Source organism: Wenyingzhuangia aestuarii (assembly GCF_011927765.1).
GTDB classification, from domain to species: Bacteria; Bacteroidota; Bacteroidia; order Flavobacteriales; family Flavobacteriaceae; genus Wenyingzhuangia; species Wenyingzhuangia aestuarii.
Window position 1 is genome coordinate 143,939 of sequence record NZ_JAATJG010000003.1, and the last position, 17,365, is coordinate 161,303.

Annotated in this window: 20 protein-coding genes; 9 read left to right on the top strand and 11 right to left on the bottom strand. The window is 29.0% G+C overall.

Features of this window, described 5'->3' with window-relative positions; translation table 11 throughout:
- Nucleotides 1–94 precede the first annotated feature (94 nt).
- From GGR97_RS04080 to GGR97_RS04105, 6 genes are read left to right on the top strand one after another with little or no spacing between them, the layout of a single operon-like run.
- On the top strand, nucleotides 95–1,615 hold the full coding sequence (locus tag GGR97_RS04080) for a transglutaminase-like domain-containing protein (protein ID WP_167897216.1): 1,521 nt from the start codon (nucleotides 95–97) through the stop codon (nucleotides 1,613–1,615).
- Nucleotides 1,616–1,648: 33 nt separating this feature from the next.
- Complete coding sequence (locus tag GGR97_RS04085; protein WP_167897218.1) at nucleotides 1,649–3,130, top strand: hypothetical protein; 1,482 nt, start codon at nucleotides 1,649–1,651, stop codon at nucleotides 3,128–3,130.
- A gap of 15 nt (nucleotides 3,131–3,145) precedes the next feature.
- A complete protein-coding gene (locus tag GGR97_RS04090) occupies nucleotides 3,146–4,606 on the top strand; it encodes a T9SS type A sorting domain-containing protein (RefSeq protein WP_167897220.1) in 1,461 nt (486 codons plus the stop codon).
- Nucleotides 4,607–4,608: 2 nt separating this feature from the next.
- On the top strand, nucleotides 4,609–5,496 hold the full coding sequence (locus GGR97_RS04095) for a hypothetical protein (RefSeq protein WP_167897222.1): 888 nt from the start codon (nucleotides 4,609–4,611) through the stop codon (nucleotides 5,494–5,496).
- Nucleotides 5,480–5,977 carry a hypothetical protein gene (locus GGR97_RS04100; protein ID WP_167897224.1) on the top strand — a complete coding sequence of 166 codons (498 nt, stop codon included), beginning with the start codon at nucleotides 5,480–5,482 and terminating at the stop codon, nucleotides 5,975–5,977. The genes GGR97_RS04095 and GGR97_RS04100 overlap by 17 nt, the downstream gene beginning before the upstream one ends.
- Complete coding sequence (locus GGR97_RS04105) at nucleotides 5,974–6,543, top strand: hypothetical protein (RefSeq protein WP_167897226.1); 570 nt, start codon at nucleotides 5,974–5,976, stop codon at nucleotides 6,541–6,543. The genes GGR97_RS04100 and GGR97_RS04105 overlap by 4 nt, the downstream gene beginning before the upstream one ends.
- A gap of 596 nt (nucleotides 6,544–7,139) precedes the next feature.
- On the opposite strand, the gene GGR97_RS15310 is transcribed toward GGR97_RS04105, so the two are convergent.
- Nucleotides 7,140–7,253, bottom strand: a complete 114-nt coding sequence (locus GGR97_RS15310; protein ID WP_245229446.1) for a helix-turn-helix domain-containing protein — start codon at nucleotides 7,251–7,253, stop codon at nucleotides 7,140–7,142.
- A 355-nt stretch (nucleotides 7,254–7,608) separates the two neighbouring features.
- Between GGR97_RS15310 and GGR97_RS04115 the strand changes: the two genes are divergently transcribed.
- Together GGR97_RS04115 and GGR97_RS04120 are read left to right on the top strand one after the other, a co-directional pair.
- A complete protein-coding gene (locus GGR97_RS04115; protein WP_167897228.1) occupies nucleotides 7,609–8,532 on the top strand; it encodes an ankyrin repeat domain-containing protein in 924 nt (307 codons plus the stop codon).
- 245 nt (nucleotides 8,533–8,777) lie between these two features.
- The gene (locus GGR97_RS04120) at nucleotides 8,778–8,939 is read left to right on the top strand and encodes a hypothetical protein (RefSeq protein WP_167897230.1); all 162 of its coding nucleotides are present in this window, start codon (nucleotides 8,778–8,780) and stop codon (nucleotides 8,937–8,939) included.
- Nucleotides 8,940–9,143: 204 nt separating this feature from the next.
- Here GGR97_RS04120 and GGR97_RS04125 read toward each other — a convergent pair whose 3' ends face one another.
- From GGR97_RS04125 to GGR97_RS04140, 4 genes are all read right to left on the bottom strand, one after another.
- On the bottom strand, nucleotides 9,144–10,706 hold the full coding sequence (locus GGR97_RS04125) for a Fic family protein (protein WP_167897232.1): 1,563 nt from the start codon (nucleotides 10,704–10,706) through the stop codon (nucleotides 9,144–9,146).
- 301 nt (nucleotides 10,707–11,007) lie between these two features.
- Nucleotides 11,008–11,580, bottom strand: coding sequence for a hypothetical protein (locus GGR97_RS04130; protein WP_167897234.1), 573 nt, complete (start codon nucleotides 11,578–11,580; stop codon nucleotides 11,008–11,010).
- A gap of 46 nt (nucleotides 11,581–11,626) precedes the next feature.
- Entirely contained in the window at nucleotides 11,627–12,112 is a 486-nt protein-coding gene (locus tag GGR97_RS04135; RefSeq protein ID WP_167897236.1) for a beta-barrel fold lipoprotein, read from the bottom strand.
- An 81-nt stretch (nucleotides 12,113–12,193) separates the two neighbouring features.
- Complete coding sequence (locus GGR97_RS04140; RefSeq protein WP_167897238.1) at nucleotides 12,194–12,658, bottom strand: hypothetical protein; 465 nt, start codon at nucleotides 12,656–12,658, stop codon at nucleotides 12,194–12,196.
- Between the two features lie 531 nt (nucleotides 12,659–13,189).
- Between GGR97_RS04140 and GGR97_RS04145 the strand changes: the two genes are divergently transcribed.
- Nucleotides 13,190–13,402, top strand: a complete 213-nt coding sequence (locus GGR97_RS04145; RefSeq protein ID WP_167897240.1) for a hypothetical protein — start codon at nucleotides 13,190–13,192, stop codon at nucleotides 13,400–13,402.
- A gap of 136 nt (nucleotides 13,403–13,538) precedes the next feature.
- Here GGR97_RS04145 and GGR97_RS04150 read toward each other — a convergent pair whose 3' ends face one another.
- From GGR97_RS04150 to GGR97_RS04175, 6 genes are all read right to left on the bottom strand, one after another.
- Nucleotides 13,539–13,760, bottom strand: a complete 222-nt coding sequence (locus GGR97_RS04150) for a phosphate ABC transporter substrate-binding protein (protein WP_167897242.1) — start codon at nucleotides 13,758–13,760, stop codon at nucleotides 13,539–13,541.
- A gap of 78 nt (nucleotides 13,761–13,838) precedes the next feature.
- On the bottom strand, nucleotides 13,839–14,147 hold the full coding sequence (locus GGR97_RS04155; RefSeq protein WP_167897244.1) for a DUF6730 family protein: 309 nt from the start codon (nucleotides 14,145–14,147) through the stop codon (nucleotides 13,839–13,841).
- Nucleotides 14,135–14,971: a relaxase/mobilization nuclease domain-containing protein gene (locus GGR97_RS04160; RefSeq protein WP_167897245.1), complete on the bottom strand. Its 837-nt coding sequence runs from the start codon at nucleotides 14,969–14,971 to the stop codon at nucleotides 14,135–14,137. The genes GGR97_RS04155 and GGR97_RS04160 overlap by 13 nt, the downstream gene beginning before the upstream one ends.
- The gene (mbpA, locus tag GGR97_RS04165) at nucleotides 14,971–15,264 is read right to left on the bottom strand and encodes a mobilization protein MbpA (RefSeq protein WP_167897256.1); all 294 of its coding nucleotides are present in this window, start codon (nucleotides 15,262–15,264) and stop codon (nucleotides 14,971–14,973) included. Before mbpA ends, GGR97_RS04160 begins: the two co-directional genes overlap by 1 nt.
- A gap of 71 nt (nucleotides 15,265–15,335) precedes the next feature.
- On the bottom strand, nucleotides 15,336–16,133 hold the full coding sequence (locus GGR97_RS04170; protein ID WP_167897257.1) for a toprim domain-containing protein: 798 nt from the start codon (nucleotides 16,131–16,133) through the stop codon (nucleotides 15,336–15,338).
- Between the two features lie 263 nt (nucleotides 16,134–16,396).
- Nucleotides 16,397–17,344 carry a replication initiation protein gene (locus tag GGR97_RS04175; RefSeq protein ID WP_167897258.1) on the bottom strand — a complete coding sequence of 316 codons (948 nt, stop codon included), beginning with the start codon at nucleotides 17,342–17,344 and terminating at the stop codon, nucleotides 16,397–16,399.
- Between the last annotated feature and the right edge of the window lie 21 nt (nucleotides 17,345–17,365).

Consider the following 17,365-nt stretch of genomic DNA (forward strand, 5'->3'; position numbering starts at 1 on the left):
TAACTACATATACTCAAGTAGAAACCTGCGAATAAACACATGTTAATAATAATGTTTTATTCGATATTTTTGAGCGCTTTATTTTTTTAAAAAAATGATCTTAAAAACAACATATTTAATATTTTTTCTGCTTTCTGTTGAATTTTTCGCACAAACCAAAAAAGACATTTTATCAAACACAATTCTATCTCATTATCCAAAAAATGAAATAGAGAAAATAAATGCTGCCAAATTTTTAATAGCTAATATTAATATCCATAAATCTATCAATTACAAATGGTTGGATTCATTAAATCATGAAGTTCCGTTTTCAGAATTGAATTATGAAGACATCGATAAAGCCTTGGATGCCTTTACTGTCTTAAAAGATAGTGTTAAAATCCACCCAAAAACTTATACAACTAGAGATGAAGACATTATAACTCCTGAGTTACTAATTAAAAACATAGACCTAGCCTTTGATGTTTGGAAAAACAACCCTTGGTCAAAATCTTATGACTTTAAAACATTTTGTGAATATATTTTACCATACAGAAGTTTAGTTGAACCTTTAGAAGATTGGAGAGAAGAATATCAATTTCTAAGTACAAGACATATAACAAATGTAGCAGATATTGAAAATCCTGTAGAGGTTGCAACACAAGTTATTTTGGGTCTAAAAGATTATCGTTTTTTAGGCAACAGACCAGACCCCATTCCTATATTAAGTCCCAAACAATTATTATTTAGAAGATCCGGAGCTTGTCCTGATTTGGCAAATCTTGCTCTTCTTGCCTGTAGATCTATAGGTTTGGCAACTACCTTTGATTTTACACCTCAATATGGAGCATCGTCCAATAGACATTTTTGGAATACGATTATTGATAAAAACGGAAAACACATTCCATTTAACGGAAATGCATATGGCAACAACGGAGGTCTACCTTTAGCATATAGCCCAACAAACAAAAGATTAGCAAAGGTATTTAGAAAAACCTTCTCTACTCAAAAAAATTCGTTAGCATATTTAAAAAACAAATTAGAAATACCTGACAAGTTATTTTTACAAGAATCTAATATTATTGATGTTACTAAAGAGTACCTACCAGTTAGTAATATATCATACAATTTTGCAAGTAACAAAAACAATAGTGATGTGGCTTATTTAAATGTATTTAACATAGGCAGATGGAGAGTTGTAGATTGGGCTAAAAAATCAGATCAGAAATGTAGTTTTAAAGACTTAGGAACCAACCTTGTTTACCTACCTAGTACTTATATCAACCATAAGATGATTAACGAGCCATATCCAATACTGTTGAATAGTAAAAAAGAAACAATATTGCTAAAGCCCAACTATAAAAATACGTTTAACTTTCTTTTTGATAAAAAACAAGCAGAATTTAATCCCTATAAGGAACACAACTCATTAGAAATTCAAAATGGGAAAATTTACTTATTATTAGTATGGGATCATAAATGGAAAAAAGTGGCTGTGTCTAAAGCAAAAGAAGGTAAGTTATTATTTAAAAATGTTCCTGAAAACGGACTATTTCTAATTGCATCTAAAAACAGTAATGGGTACGAGAGAACATTTATAATTAATGACAATAGAGAAAAAATTATATGGTACTAAATTTAAACAAAACTACTAAAACCAAATAAATCTATGAAAAAAAAATATTTATTAATAGCAACTTTTCTAGTTGCTAACTGGGGACTCTATGCTCAAGAATTTAAGAAAAATGATCTTTTTAATTTCACAAAAATCACAAAATTTATTACTGATATTAGTGATGTACAAAAAACAGCAATCAATCAAGCTATCGAAAAAAGGAAAGAAAATTTAAAAAACATTAAAAACCCAGAAGATAGAAAAATTCACAATAAAGAATACAACAGAGCCTTGTTACATATACTCACAGAAGAACAAGAGACAAAGCTATTTGGAGCATCCATTAAAACCGAAAAATTAAAAGAGTTTACAAAAAAAGAAGCTAACTCTAAGTTTGATAATTTTCCAGTTGATTATAAACAAATACTACTACAAAAATTAGAAAACTTTAACTATCAAATTCAGTTAATAGAAAAAAAATTCCCTTTTGATTTTCAAGAAATGCAAGTTAGAAAACAAGAGATTAAAACAGCAAAAAGAAATTTTGTACAATCAGAAATGAATGAAATTAAAAAAGTTCTTTTTTTTACACAAAAAAAAGAAAATGATTGTACTCAATTAACTAAACAACAAAGCTCCTTATACAGAGATTACCATTTTTACTTACTAAAAGATAAAATAAAATACAAGCCTGAACTTACAACTATTATAAATAATAAAGGTTTTAAAAACTTAAAGAAAAAACTAACCAATTGCGGTGTCACAAAAAAAATTGAAAACACCAAAATTATTAGTAAACAAGACTCTATTACTCAGGCAAAAATAATAACACAATTACAAAAAGAAATTAAATCTAAAATAGACAACACAATAGATCGTTTAGAAAGTTTAGATATAAACTATAGAGATATTGATGCTTTTTTAATTTCTAAAACTATTATAAATAAACAGAAAGTAAACAGAGCTAAAAGAAAGGAAGAAGATGCTGAAAAATCTTTTTACGAAAAAGCACAAAAAGCAGGACTAAATAACAACAAAACAGAAAGGTTACTAGAACTAATTAAAGAAAGAAATGAAGCTCTTACTAATTATAAACAATCTCAAAAACAAGAACATCAAACAGCCTTGTTTTCACTTACCGAAACCTCTGAAATAAAAAAGCCTTTTATCATAAAGAAAGAATTTGCTCAAAAATTAAACGATTTACTTACTTACAAAGAATATATCTCATTTGTTGGTCAAGAATTCAGAAAAAAATCTCTTAATCAAGCAAAAAAAGAAACAAAAGAAATAATCGGAAATAAAGAATTGAGCGAAGAACAAATTAAAGAGTTGCACAAACTAATTTATCTGTATCATTTCAATCAAAACATTAGCAAATCTTATTATGCTCATGACAAGCAATTGTTAAAACAAAAATTAGGAGTCTTAACCTATCGTTTTGAAAAAGAATATCAAAAATTAGCTAAAGAACTTGAACTACAACCTTCCCAGAATTCTAAAAAAATTGATAACCGAACATTTCAATGGAATTAAACTAACTAAAAAACTATGAAAAAAATTATTCATCTAATTTTAATACTGTCCTCTTTAGGAGTATTTGCTCAAGAGCAAAAATCTTGCGAAGAAACACTATTAAAAGTAACTAAAATTTTAAAGGAAAATTCTCCTTTTAAAAACTACACAAACTTATTTAAACAACTTAAACCTTGTGCAGATGCAGGAAATGTGCAAGCTCAAAACTACATTGGAGGATTTTATCTAGAAGGTTTAGGAATAGAAAAAAATGAAAAACTAGGTTTTCAATATATAGAAAAAGCCGCTTTGGCTGGCTATGCTATTGCACAAGGAAATTTAGGTAGACTCTATAAATATGGAACAGGTTGTACTATTAGCATGGCTAATGCTGTAGCATGGTTTACAAAAGGGGCTTATAATAAAAATAGCAAAGCAGCATACTCCCTTGGTTATATGTATTACAAAGGTTTAGGACTAGATCAAGATTATAACCAAGCCGTAAAATGGTTTAAATTAAGCAAAGACCCTATGGCAAAACATTGGTTAGGGGTTTGTTATTATTTTGGCTATGGAGTTTCTCAAAGCACCAACAAAGCTGTAGAATATTTAACCCTTAGCGGAACACCTAACAGTAAGTATTTTTTCAATCATGTAAAGGCTGAAAAAAAGAAACAAGAAGAAACTAAAGTAGAACAAGAACTAATACAAACTGCCAGTTCAGAACAGAAAATAGAAACTCAAGCTATTGAACATGCACCCGAAATAACAACCACTACAGAATTTTTAGATAATAAAGATTTAGTAGGTGAATGGACTGGTAAGTTTATAGAATATGATGAGTCTGGAACACAAATACAACGCATATTGCCCATTAACATTGCATTTACTCAAGATGATTTTGGTGACATAAAAACAACTATTGAATTTAACCAACAAAAGTTTAGTAATTATGTATTGTTTGAAGATAATAATTTGTTTGTAGATAATTTTAAATTCACGCTAAAGAAACAATACACACACAACCTTAGAGTACCTAATTTAAACTACCATGTCTTAGGTATGGACTTAAACAAACAGACCTACAATAACATTTCTTATTTGTTAGCAAATTTAGATACTTATATAGAAGACTGGCAAGAAACAGCTCCCCCAATGTCTATAGTGCTAAGACCTAAGACTACAAAAGCAATAAGTAAAGATGAAGAAGAAAAATTAGTGGCTTTAGCGCAACAAAAAGAAGAGTTTATTAAACTATATCCTGTCCCTTTTGAAAACCAATTGCACATAACTTTTGAGTTAGAAAAAAAAGAAACAGTACAAGTTAAATTAACAGGGGTAAACAATGCACAAACCATTGTTTTAGAACCTGGTAAAATATTACAAAAAGGAAACCAAACCTATACTGCCAATACTAGTTATCTACCTAGTGGCTTGTATGTAATAAAAGTAATAACAGATGATAGAGTATACACCAGAATAATAATAAAGCAATAAAAATGAAAAAAAATAAATTAAAACAACTATTTTTTGTAGTTTTATTGTGCACGTTCTTTGTTAATAATGGGTACTCTCAGTATGGAGAAGTTGATGATGGTATTGATCTTGGACAAGATGAATATGGTCACGATTGGTTCGTAAACAACCATGGAGACATTACAGAATCATGGGTTGATGAAGATGGTGTGTTAAATTTGGTAAATCACGGTAGTCACTACAACTCAGGCGGAGACACTTATGATCCTTGTGAAGGTCTAACTGACTGTCAATGTTATGGTACATGTGATCCAGAACCTAATCCAGAACCTCCTATTGATTGTCCCTCTGGAGATTGTGAGGGTGGTGGTTCTAATGGTAATGAGGGAACTAGCAATGAGGGAACTAATGATGAGAGCACAAACGAGAGTCAAATAATAAATGATGACTGCAATAACAAAAGATCATTGTTTGATGCTATAATGGGAACTTTAGGAGGAGCCTTAGAAGTAGGGACAGGTGTTTTAACAGAGCCTGTATCGCTTGGGACAAGTACTATTTTAATTGTAGATGGAAGTTACAGAGTAATCGCAAATGGTGCGGATGTAATAGCGATAATTGGTCACTACGATTATGATATACCTAATAATTTAGGTGCATTATTAGGATCTGCACTAGATTTTTTAACAAGAACAGATTCTAATGATCATTTACACGAAGATGTTTTAGGTTATGCAAATGATGCTTATACCTTTGTTGCAACAGGTGGTACTGTAGGGAATGCTAAAACCTTAGCTGCTGCGGTTGAGAAAGGTAATGTAATTATGGGGACGGCAGCAGTGGCTAATACAGCTGTATTTTTAAATGATTTAGATAATTTAGATGAAATAATAAATGAAGATTGTCAATAAAAAAATTAAAAATTCTATATCTAAAGAGAATCGAAAATATTTTACTTTAGTAAGCATACTATTATTTTCATTAACACTAGAGATAACTATATTGGTACTTGTATTATTGAGGCATGAGTTGGTTCTAAATGAACCAATTCACAAGATAATATTTATGTGTTTGATATTTATTGGAACAATTTGGTCTCTTTATTCTATAATAGCTACTCGAAAGAAAATAATTGTTAGCATAAAAATGGAAAATAATCAAGTAGAAATAACTTCAATAGGTTTGGGCTCTTCGGTTCATAAGTATTTAGTGACTGACTTAAATATTAAAGAAATGCCAAATGAGTCTAAAAAAAATACAACCTTTGTCAAGGTGTGTAATTCTAATGGAGAACTGTTGTTTTTGTGTTCATCTGATTTCCTTAATACGGATGAATTACAAAATTCAGAATTTAAGTTTTTAAATGAACTAGGTAAAAAATTAATTACATGAAAAAAAATTTAATTATATTATGTTTTGTATTTGTAGCTTGTAAACAAACTAAGCAAAAGAAAGAGGTTCAATATGAAAAACCTGTTTCAGAGGAATTACAGTTTTCTATAGGTGATGACAAGGTTAAAATTTCGTTGCCCAAAGATATTCATGAGCTATCTACTGAAAAAATTGAACTTAAATACACATATGAACCTAGAAGACCTAGTAAAATGTTTTTAAAAGAAAGTGATTCTTCTTATGTGTTCAATCTTAACTATAAAGTTGATAAAAAAAATAATACTTTAGGGAAGATTCAGAAACTATATACTAAGCTTTATAAGTCTAGGGAGATAAAATTACTTTCTAATGAAATAAAAAGAATTAATGGTAAAGAGTTTTTATGTATGAAAATGTTGATGCCTCCGCAATCTGTCAATACTTCCCCCGTTGATGAAATCTCTCATTTTTTTGTAACATTTACAGATGCTAAAATTTTAATAGCTAGTATTAGATATCCTTTGAGTAAGGATGATAAGTATAGTTCTGAAGCTTTGGCATGCTTAAATAGTATTTCTTTTGAATAGAAAAAAAGGAAACGGTACAAATTTAATTAACAGGGGTAATGACAATTTAATTAATCAGATTAATAGCTTTTTAATGGATATCAACCTGTAGAATAAATAAAACTATCGATGGCACTTAAACAAGAGGTAGTAAATAAAGAGAGCGTTTTTATTAAAAGAGTTCGAATAGCTCATATTATATCATATGTGATATTCCTATTATTGTTAGTTTTTGAAGATCTTCGGTCTGTAGCAGCGTATTTCTATATTGGAATCTATATATGGGTAATGATTTTATATGCAATTTTTGAATTGAGATATATAATTATCACTAAAAAAAAGGATTTGAAATACCTTTTTTCAAATAGATTATTTCTTCTAGGAATTGTTGTTTTAATTTTTAATATAATTAGACTTCTTAAATAGGTCAGAAATATTTGATTAAAAAAGTGTGGATTTAATTAAAGTCTATAACTAGCACAACATAAAACAGAAACTTCTTGCAAGGAGTTTCTGTTTTTATGTTTAAAGAATCGACTGAATTTTTCTTTTTGCGATAAAAGTATCAATAACGGAGAAAGTATGGTTTTTGTCTTCTTCGTTAAACTTGGAAACCTCTAAGATACGTCTAGTATATTTGCAATTTTACGAGCAATTTCTACAGAAGGTTTTACTTCATCACGTTCGTAACGTCCTAATACATTTTTATGAATACCTAATTGAGGAGCCAAACCTGTTTGAGATCTTTTTTTTCTTTTCTAAGCCTTGCTAATTTTTTAATAAAAGTCTCCTTTTCACTAACTTTAAAAGGCTTTTTTTAAACCTGTTTTATCTATATTTACGATACTTAGTTTTTATAGAAACAGTCGGCTTTTCCATCAATACCAAAGATCAAGAGCCTCGTCAGGCAATAATGGAGAAAGATATAGAAATAGACTATTGAACGATGTGTTACCTACTTCTCTTTACATAGGAGCAAATAGTACTATGCAACATCTAATTAACGCTTTAAAAGATTCATTAGGATGTCCTTAAACAAACTTTCCAAATAATCAAAGGATCAGTGAATTAACATTAATTAAAATCATGAAAAAGACAATAATTATATTATTATTCATCCTTACTGGATGTAATTCAGGGGAAAATAAAAATAAATGGGTAAATGACCCCACTGAAATTAAATATTCTAAAAAAAGAGAAAAAGAAGTATGGGGGAAAATACTCAGAGGAGATGATAAAGAAATTTTTTATGGTACTCCAGTTTATGATGCAGCTTCTAAAATAATAATGAAAGACAATGAAGAATTGAAAAAAATCATAGCTAATCTTTCAAAAGAAGAAATTAATTATCAAGAAGATAAATTTAAAACTACTTTAGGTCATCTTTCATTAAGAAATGAAAATTTTGAAGCAATAAAACTTCTAATTGAACGAGGCTTAAATCCTAATATAATTAGTTATGATGGTGCTTCTATAATGACAACTATAAATAACACTCATTACAGTAGATTACCAAATTCTTTAAATACATTAAAGTTTATTATTACAAATGGTGGTGATGTTAATTTATTAAACAGCAATATGAACACGTTAGATAGAACTCCTTTGATAGTAGCTTCGGGCAGTAATATAGAAAACACAAAACTGTTGATTGAATCTGGGGCTAATCCTAATTTTGTATATAAAGATAACCCTAACGACCCATATCCTGAAACTTCTTTAATCAGTGCTTTAGAAAGAAAAAGAATAGACATTGTATGTTATTTAATTTTTGAAGCTAAAGTCAATTATAAAATATTTAAAAACACAGAAAACGTCAAATACAACTCAGGAGGATATCAAATTTTAGGTTATTTAAGAACAATGACTTTTGCATTAAACACTGAAGAATATAGAAAAAAAATGAAATTAGTAAATTATTTATCTAAGGAAGGTCTTGATTATTGGAATACTCCAATACCGAGTTATATTGCTAAAGGAAGAACAAAAGAGTACTTATCTAAGTATTGAGAATGGTACACATAATATTTTAATTATCAAAAAATGGAGATATAATATATGGACCCTCGAGATAGACCTCTTCATATAAGGTTGTAATAACAGGAAAAAAATCATTATTCTAGCCGTAAATTTTAACACTTTTTCAAAAGATTTAGACAAAAATAACTATACAGTAAACAGCACAACATCTGTATTTAATATTCAAAATTTAAAAATAGTGTTTGGGTTTATACTGGTACAGAAAAATTCATATAATGTTTGCTTACACAAAAAAGAATAGTTATTGGGATAGAACTCACTATGCAGAAGTTAATTCCCCAACACTATTGTTTCATCAGCTAATTATGATGCAAGTAAAACAAGAAATTCTAAAAGAACTCTATATAAATAGTAATGTGAACAAACTCCTAATTTAGTTTTAAAAGTTATACAACCACAAACAAATTTATTGTTGCAGAGTTGTTTGCAAAAGTCTGTGTACTAGTAGATAATGATGGCATAATTAATTGCTTAGATCTTAATTAAAACTTACACACTTTATGAGATAGTGTCAAAATAATTTTAAGAATAACATAATCAGCCAACAATCCCTAAAGAATTTAGTCTTTAGGGATTGTTAGTTATTCAAATATATCCCCATATAACTTTTCTATTGCTTTCACTTCTTTTTCAGTCAACTCAGAGAACTCTTTTTCCTTAGCTCTTCTTGAAAGAACACCATTATTTTGACCTAGAAACTTTACCAATAAAGCAATCAATCTATCAGGCATTTCATAGGTGTCATCAATCTCTCTCTTAAACTCATCATAATTGGTTATGTATAAAAGCTCCGTAGGGATTATATTCTCTATCGTGTCAAAAACACAATCATATAAAAATTCTGCTTGTACTGTAAAATCAAAATATCTGTAATAATCAACCGTTTGGTTCTTTACAATTACATTATGGTCTTTAGTTTCTTCCCATTCAATATGGTCTAACAATGGGTGTGAATAAGCCTCAAGCACCTTTCTATAATCATCTATATGATCTAATATAGAAGCAGAAACAGGAAAAATAATTCCTTGTTGTGAAAACTGCTTCTTTGCCAAAATATGATGAATTAAATACCTATGAATTCTTCCATTTCCATCTTCAAATGGATGTATAAACACAAAACCAAATGCAATGATTGTGGCTGCTAAAACAGCATCAATTTCGCTATTAATCAATATTTTATTTGCTTCTATTAAACCGTGTATCAACTGTGGTACATCTTCCCATTTTGCAGATATGTGTTCTGGTAAAGGATCTCCAGTTACTCGGTCATGTTCCCCTACAAATCCTCCTTTTTTTCGAATTCCCATTTCTATAAATCGAGAATTCTCAATCACTACTTGCTGTAATCTGCCTAGCTCTTCTTCTGATAATTCTTTTGTTCCCGCTTGCCCTATCACTTGTCCCCATCTTGCAGCTCGTTTACTTTTAGCACTTTCTCCTTCTATTGAAAAAGATGCTTTAGAGTCTTTTAACAACAGAAACGCAGAAGCTCTTTGAATGATTTCCTTATGAACTCCCTTAAAGTATTCATTTTTACGATTTGATAAATGATCGTTAATGTAATTTTCTAGCTTTTCCGTTTTTTTTATCATTGGACAAAAATCAGGTGTTCCTGGAAAATTATTAAGTACCAAATGTCGGCTAGACTTAACCCCTTCAACCGAATATTGTTGATTGACATCTACTACAGACACATAACTTTTTTTACTCAGATTTTCTTTGCCTTCTAATTCTTTACCAAGCAACCATTCTATAATAAACCATATTCTTCTGCTATATTGGCCTGTTGGCTCAAAACTCACCAGCTTAGTCAATCGATCTTCTGAATAATACTTAATCAGACAACTAAACAGTAATAGATTAACCCCTTCATATTTAAGAGCAAAAACTAAATGCTTATAAAGTGCTTCTACCTCCTCTAATTCCTCGTTATCTTCAGGTAAATAACTTTTAGGTAAAATAAGCCATTCATTGGTTTGATAATTTTTGTTTTGATCACAAACCAACGCTATTGGGCTTACCATTGGCATTGGTAAATTCAACGTATCTACAATTGCTGCATACCCAACAATAGTTCCTTTCTCTGGAGATTGTTTTCCATGAAAAATAAGTTTTTCTTGTGAAAAATGAGCGCTATGATCCATTTAGTATAAATTACAAGCGCAATGTATAAAAAAAACAAGCGCTCAACAATAATAGCGAGCGCAAATACATTAATACAAATAAAAATAAGCGCAAAACAAGACTAACAATATACTTTCAAACTTCAACAAGTCTAATTTTTTGAGACAATATCTTTATGTTGTGTATTTACTCCATAGACAATATGTTAATATACCATCTGTTCTAAATGCTAGAAAAAACCTAAAAGGCAATAAAATCAGTTTGATTTTATTGCCTTTTGTCTTACTACACAACATATAATTGGTTTACTATAATTGATTCTTAAAAATTCATTTCTATTTTTTTGATGTTTTTACTTTTTAAGCACTTATCTCCTTTTGGATTTAAAACAAAATCACCTGTATAAGCGGATGATTTGGTCTCTCCTGGTTTGATAGCAGTGAAATGAACATCTGCTTTTTTACTTAATATTTTCTCAGGGCTTTCAGTTTTATACGGTTCATATAACTTGAATTTCCACAAAACTATTTCATCATATTTTTTTTGAAGTTTGTCTCTATCATAAGTAAATCTTTTCTTTAAAGAGCCTGCCACTACAGCATCTAAACCTGTTTTTCCTTCTTGCTTTTTAATTCCATCGTTTAAAGATGCAATTGACTTGGTTAAAGAAGCTAATTTTTGGGTTTTGTTTTTCTCAAAACTATCTTTTAAAATAGCAATACTATCTTGAACTGTTATGGTTGATATTTCAAAGTGTGTAAACGCTACTTTAAGATCATATTTAACTCCTTTTACAGTTTCTAAATATTCTTTAACAGCTTGTTTTTCTATTGTTTGAGCATTTAATAATGAACAAACACTAAATAATGTAATGGTGAATAATATCTTTTTCATGTTTTCTTTTTTATATTTTTTATGTTGTGTTGTTTATTGATAAATCTTAAAAAACATAAGATTTAGGAGTTGAACTAGAACCTTTCACGACCTCAAAATCTTGATTAAAAATTTCTTCATCATCTTTATAAACAGTCATATTGTAAGTAACACCAACATCTGTTATGGAATATCCTGAAGTTGTTACTACAATGTGTACAGACTTTGTTTTTTCTTCAGTAAGAAATGTATAACTCCCCTCTTTTCTTTCATGCATATTTACAATAGCAGTTCTACCTAAAAAAACTTCTTTACCATCTACCACTTCTAAAGTGTTTACATCGTAAACATCATCTGACAAACCAGAAAAAAAGAGTGCCCCTGTAAAGTTCTCAACCTCTCCTCTTTGAGTAAAAACCAATTTATAGATGCTTTTTTCTGTAGTTACAATATCTGTTGTATCATCTTGATTGATGGGTTCAGAATCATCTTTTGAACATCCTATTAGTAGCATAGTCATAACAACTATAGCTGAAATCATTTTTCTTTTCATATCTATTTATTTAATTTTTGGATTTAAAACAGCATCATTATTACAAGGATACTTTTATGTTGTGTTGTGAGTTTTAAAACATTAAAAAACATAAGCCACTGGACTAGCTCCAGAACCTTGTAGTATCTCAAAGTATTGATTAAAAATATCTTGATTGTTTTTATACACCGTTAGATTACAGCTAACACTTTCTTCTGTAAGAGTATTATCAGAGGTTACTAATACCACTTGTAATGATTTGGTTTCTCCATCCGTAACAAACGTATAACTACCTTGCTCTCTTTCATCCATATTGATATACTTAGAGCGACCTACACAAAACTCTTCTCCATTTACCAATTCCAATGTATCAACATCATAATCAATATCGGATATGCCTGACACCGCTAGAATTCCTATATAATTCTGTACATCTCCTTTTTGAGTAAAGACCAATTTAAAATTGCTTTTCTCAGTTGTTTTTACAACAGGTTTTTCATTTTTTAAACTTCTACTTCCAAGAATAGCCAGTATTGCTAATCCTAGAACATCCTCTCTTTTTGTCATATCAATTTTTATTTGAAAATATTTACAATTATTTTTAAGTCAGTAGGTATTTACACACTATACTAAAGTGTGTGCCATTGTAAAGTTCAGGTTGATGAAATTGTGAGAAAAACATAAGTAGAACTTCAGACAATTGCTGAGTCCTAAATGTTTTAAAATGTGTAGAATGTTGTCGGAAACTATTTTAGTAAAGCAGAACTCTTTTACTAAGTTTTCTTGAAGATTAAACTGGCGATTTTTCATTTTTCACGTATAAAAAAAGCGTGGAACTGAACTCACTAGACTCTAGGTATCGCCAAACACCTTTCCCCAAATGAGAAACAGCCCACGCAGTACGTGGGCGTCTCAACATTGATTTATGGGGAATTAAAATTGGCGATTTTAGAGTTCCTAAATCAAGCTAAACGCTTTATATTTTAAAATTTTCTTTTTCTATTTACAAAACTATGTTTTTATAGAATAATAGACTCAATTATTATTGGGAAATTAATAACTAATTTTATACACAATAGACAACAAACAATAATTCATATGGAATACAAAAAATTTAAAGGAGAATATTTTTTTTCAGAACCTGATAACGTTTTTGCAGGTCAGGTATCTAACCTTAGTGATTTAATTTCTTTTGAAGCTGATGAGGAAAAGGGTCTTCAAAAAGAATTTGAATTAGCCGTTGATGATTATATTGAAACATGTAAAATACTTAAGAAGGAAATAGTTTTTATGGATGGTACTAAACTATAGAGTATAATATTAATCCCCTTTACAAACATAAAACACATGGTTATGTTGTGTATAATCATTAAGAGCAATAAAGTACTTTACTTTATTGCTCTTAGGTTTTCTTTAGCATTTAGAACAATTGGTATATACAACCTATTTATTTCCATTGTTTAAACCGACTGTTTTTCCAATTACGTTTGTTTTTATGGGTAGTTGAGTTACACGTCTCAATGCCATGAGGGAAACAAAATGGACATCCTCCCATTTTTTCAAAATTAGAAATTCTTGAAATTTTAACATTCGAAAATTTTCTTGGAAAATCAATAAGTCCAAACTCATTAACTCCAAATGCTTTTCTGAACTTTTTATACTGTTTCATTTTACAGTTGTTTTTAAGTGAATACTTAAAACACTGTGTTTTTCATCTTATTTATACAATTCATTTTTAACCTGATCTTTAGCGGTTTATGAATAATCCTAAAAATAATAATACTACACTAAGCAATAAAACTATTGTAAACATTAAAAAACGTTTATTTTGATGCTTTAACTCTACAATAGATTGGTTGAAAACCTTAGTATGTTCCTGATTTTGATTATTGATATGCTCAATATGTTTACTTAAAATTGCTTTTAACCTATCTGTATTAGGCTCTATCTTAATTTTTTTAAGAGCTTCTTTTTCTTGTTTGAACTCTTTTACTAAAACTTCCATATGATTGATTTCATCAACAATCATTTCTGTTACGGTTTCTATCTTTGCCATGTATTTTTTCTTTTTTTATTTCTGTTTGGTTCATGTTCTCCTGAATAGTCGAATAATAAATTACTGAAGTTAAAATTTTCTTTATTGTTACTTAATTCTATTTTCTGCTCTCTAGGAGCTTCAAAATTCAATTTATTAATAGACATATTTCTATGTACCTCTGAGCCTTTAAAGCTTTGTTTATTGTACTCATACCTAAACCCTTGGAGTTTATTTTGCTTGTTAATTACAGGTTTTACGATTACATTGTTATTTTTCATTTTTTTGATATAATCTTTTAAAGATCTAGGTCTTTGTTTCATGACTAAATCATGAATGGATTTAATTTCTCCTCTTATTAATTTTGTATTTTCTTGTTTTTGTTCTTTAACCTGATCAACAGTGGTTAAACCCATTTGCAAAGCCACATTTTTTGCAGCTACTTGAGATCTTTTTCCTATCCTCCAGGCGTCAAAAGCTTTACCTTCAAATGATATTCTATTGACGTACAAATGGACGTGTTTGTGATTTTTATCATTATGAATATAACCAACTGCTTGATGTTGATCCAGTTTTAATTCTTTCAAAAAAAGCTTGCAAACTTTTTCAAAATCTGATTCATTCATTTTTTTACCATCCTCTATTGTTGGACTAATAATGAAACTAAAAGTATTCTTCTTACAATTGGTGTTCTGATCTTGAAACAGTTTAAATTCCTTACTTATTTCAGTAGGTAAATGACTATGTAAATAATTGCTATAAACAATTGATGCACCTTTATTTATGTCGTCTCCATAAATTAATGCTACCTTGGTGTTTGAGAGGCAGTTTCCTTTAGCTACCATTAGTTAAATTCTTTTAAATGTGCTTTAAATTGATTTGCCAATTCTCTTACTTCTAAACTTAAATTTGGATTATTTTTAGAGAACATATTACCAATTCTCTGAAAGTGGTGATGATATTGTAAAAGAGATTTATACAGCTCTATTTGTTCATCTGTAAAACGCTCTATTATCTTTTGGTTATTTACACTTCTTCTACAAAACTCACTAACTGTTAGTCCACTTAATTCTGCATTCTTTTTTATGAGTTTTCTCTCATATAGAGAAACTCTAATTTCTATTCTATAATTTTTCATCTTTTGCGAATTTCAATGAGCAAAAGCAAGATTTGTACGTAAGTGCATCCATCTTGCTCTACTCACACGTGTTAATGTTTTTCAATTAAATACTCATTCAAATCTCCATACCCTTTATAAAGACTTCTCTTGTCATAAAATTTTTTAGGGTAATGGTTGTTTAACAAACCAGTTACTCGATCTCCCTCCGAATCCAAATCTAAAAACCCAAAAATTCTTTGATGTTTATTTAGAAAAACAAAAGACTTTTTAACTTGAGAAGTTGAATTTAGAATTAAGTAATTACTCTCGAAATTTGGATAGAGAGTTTTGAAAGAAAAAAAATCCATAAACCCTTCAAACAAGCACACATCAGAATACATAGAATTATAATATGTTGTAATATCTTTATTTATCAAACATCCTTTCCGCTCTTTAGAATCCTTAAAACGGAATTCATACCCTTCGCTATCGTTTTTAAAACCCAATGCTTTTAAAGGGTATCTTTCGTAGTATCCATAATGGATTTCTACACAATATTTATCAAGTACCTGTTTTGCTATTTTTCTTTCAAAAGCATATCTAAATAATTCTTCACTTACTACTTTTTGAATTTTCCATATTTTATTTTCTAGCTTAATGTTAATCTTTTTAGTTTTTGACTTAGCATATACAACATGACCGTTATTCATGTAAAATTTTAACACTTTTAATCCGCCACCTTTTTGTATCGAGAAATCATAAAAAACATCCTTTATATAATCTACTTTAAAAGAGGCTTTTCTTTCATATCTTATGGGAGATAAGTACATGCCATATGATGATCTATAATTTCTTTCAGGGTATATGTTATGTGATTCTAAATATTCTCTTATACTAGTTTCTGACATTTTTACGAAGTTTTGAGGTTTTTCGATTTTTACCAAGACATTTTTACGAAGTTACATGCCTGATATACTCTACAACATGTAACTAATAGCCCTTTTTTCTTTCATTTAAAAGCTTATTCTCTAAGGTTAAATTATATTTAATTATGGTTACCTATTGTGCACCCCCATAAAAAACTAATAAACAATCACTTACACTACTTGTCTCTGACGTTTTTACGAAGTTTGATGAGATTTGTCTGACATTTTTACGAGTATTTCCTGACTTATTTACGAACTTCAATATTATATTCTGGAAATATTACATTATTGAGTAAATTAAGAGTGCTTTGTTTAGATTTTTTATCATGATAATACTCTGACATCAATCTCTCTAACCTAGATCTAATTAACATCGTATTTTCATTTTCAGCTATTTTTTCAGAATAATGGATCGCATTGTCATTCTTTGATGATGGATAAAATTTTAATAAAAAATTAAATATCTTCATAAGTTCATCATTTTTCAAACTATGAATTGATTGTTGAACATTTGAAGAAAGAATTTTAAACCTAAAAAACACACCATCCTTTCTTTTATCAATACTATATTCAAAATAAATATCTGAAACTTCTTTTAACTCTCTCTTTGCAACTTCAATGGCACGTCTTTTTAAATCACTTACAGTTTGAAGAGTCTCTAAAGCCCCTACCAAAGATCTAAGTTCTTCCTCATAATAATTGAATCCTCCAAGATTAGCAAACCTGCAACATAGCTTATACAGCTTTATTGAATATTTACTTTTCAACCTCATAAAAACAAAGAAATCAATATCCGAATATCCTCCTTTGAGATACGTTAAATATTCAATAGTAAACCCAGGTAGTTCGATTATAACTTCTCTATTATTTGGTGTTTTTCTAACTCCTGAAATAAATTGAGTAACTGTTTTTTCTAACTTATTATCAACTAAATTTTTCACATAATAAACACTTGTCTTACTAAGCTTTTCTATGGAGTCCATGTATTGATTATAATTCCTTTTAGAATCAAGTTCATTAACCTTAAGTTTTATGAACTCCGATTTAATAGCTACATATTTATTAAAATGCTCTTTGTGTCTTATTTTTAAAGCAATATGAAGTATTACAATTTCATCAATTTTAGATAATTCATTATTATATATTGCAGTTATAATATGATTAGGATGACGAATAATTATTTCGTTACTCATGGAATTTCACAATTGAAGTAT

Bases quoted from the DNA above. Each gene is read 5' to 3' on its own strand.
- GGR97_RS04120 (WP_167897230.1), top strand. From the start codon at position 8,778: ATGTTTGCTTACACAAAAAAGAATAGTTATTGGGATAGAACTCACTAT.
- GGR97_RS04135 (WP_167897236.1), bottom strand. From the start codon at position 12,112: ATGAAAAGAAAAATGATTTCAGCTATAGTTGTTATGACTATGCTACTA.
- GGR97_RS04160 (WP_167897245.1), bottom strand. From the start codon at position 14,971: ATGGTAGCTAAAGGAAACTGCCTCTCAAACACCAAGGTAGCATTAATT.
- GGR97_RS04145 (WP_167897240.1), top strand. From the start codon at position 13,190: ATGGAATACAAAAAATTTAAAGGAGAATATTTTTTTTCAGAACCTGAT.
- GGR97_RS04150 (WP_167897242.1), bottom strand. From the start codon at position 13,760: ATGAAACAGTATAAAAAGTTCAGAAAAGCATTTGGAGTTAATGAGTTT.
- mbpA (WP_167897256.1), bottom strand. From the start codon at position 15,264: ATGAAAAATTATAGAATAGAAATTAGAGTTTCTCTATATGAGAGAAAA.
- GGR97_RS04170 (WP_167897257.1), bottom strand. From the start codon at position 16,133: ATGTCAGAAACTAGTATAAGAGAATATTTAGAATCACATAACATATAC.
- GGR97_RS04100 (WP_167897224.1), top strand. From the start codon at position 5,480: ATGAAGATTGTCAATAAAAAAATTAAAAATTCTATATCTAAAGAGAAT.
- GGR97_RS04175 (WP_167897258.1), bottom strand. From the start codon at position 17,344: ATGAGTAACGAAATAATTATTCGTCATCCTAATCATATTATAACTGCA.
- GGR97_RS04085 (WP_167897218.1), top strand. From the start codon at position 1,649: ATGAAAAAAAAATATTTATTAATAGCAACTTTTCTAGTTGCTAACTGG.
- GGR97_RS04105 (WP_167897226.1), top strand. From the start codon at position 5,974: ATGAAAAAAAATTTAATTATATTATGTTTTGTATTTGTAGCTTGTAAA.
- GGR97_RS04115 (WP_167897228.1), top strand. From the start codon at position 7,609: ATGAAAAAGACAATAATTATATTATTATTCATCCTTACTGGATGTAAT.
- GGR97_RS04140 (WP_167897238.1), bottom strand. From the start codon at position 12,658: ATGACAAAAAGAGAGGATGTTCTAGGATTAGCAATACTGGCTATTCTT.
- GGR97_RS04130 (WP_167897234.1), bottom strand. From the start codon at position 11,580: ATGAAAAAGATATTATTCACCATTACATTATTTAGTGTTTGTTCATTA.
- GGR97_RS04090 (WP_167897220.1), top strand. From the start codon at position 3,146: ATGAAAAAAATTATTCATCTAATTTTAATACTGTCCTCTTTAGGAGTA.
- GGR97_RS04080 (WP_167897216.1), top strand. From the start codon at position 95: ATGATCTTAAAAACAACATATTTAATATTTTTTCTGCTTTCTGTTGAA.
- GGR97_RS04155 (WP_167897244.1), bottom strand. From the start codon at position 14,147: ATGGCAAAGATAGAAACCGTAACAGAAATGATTGTTGATGAAATCAAT.
- GGR97_RS04095 (WP_167897222.1), top strand. From the start codon at position 4,609: ATGAAAAAAAATAAATTAAAACAACTATTTTTTGTAGTTTTATTGTGC.
- GGR97_RS04125 (WP_167897232.1), bottom strand. From the start codon at position 10,706: ATGGATCATAGCGCTCATTTTTCACAAGAAAAACTTATTTTTCATGGA.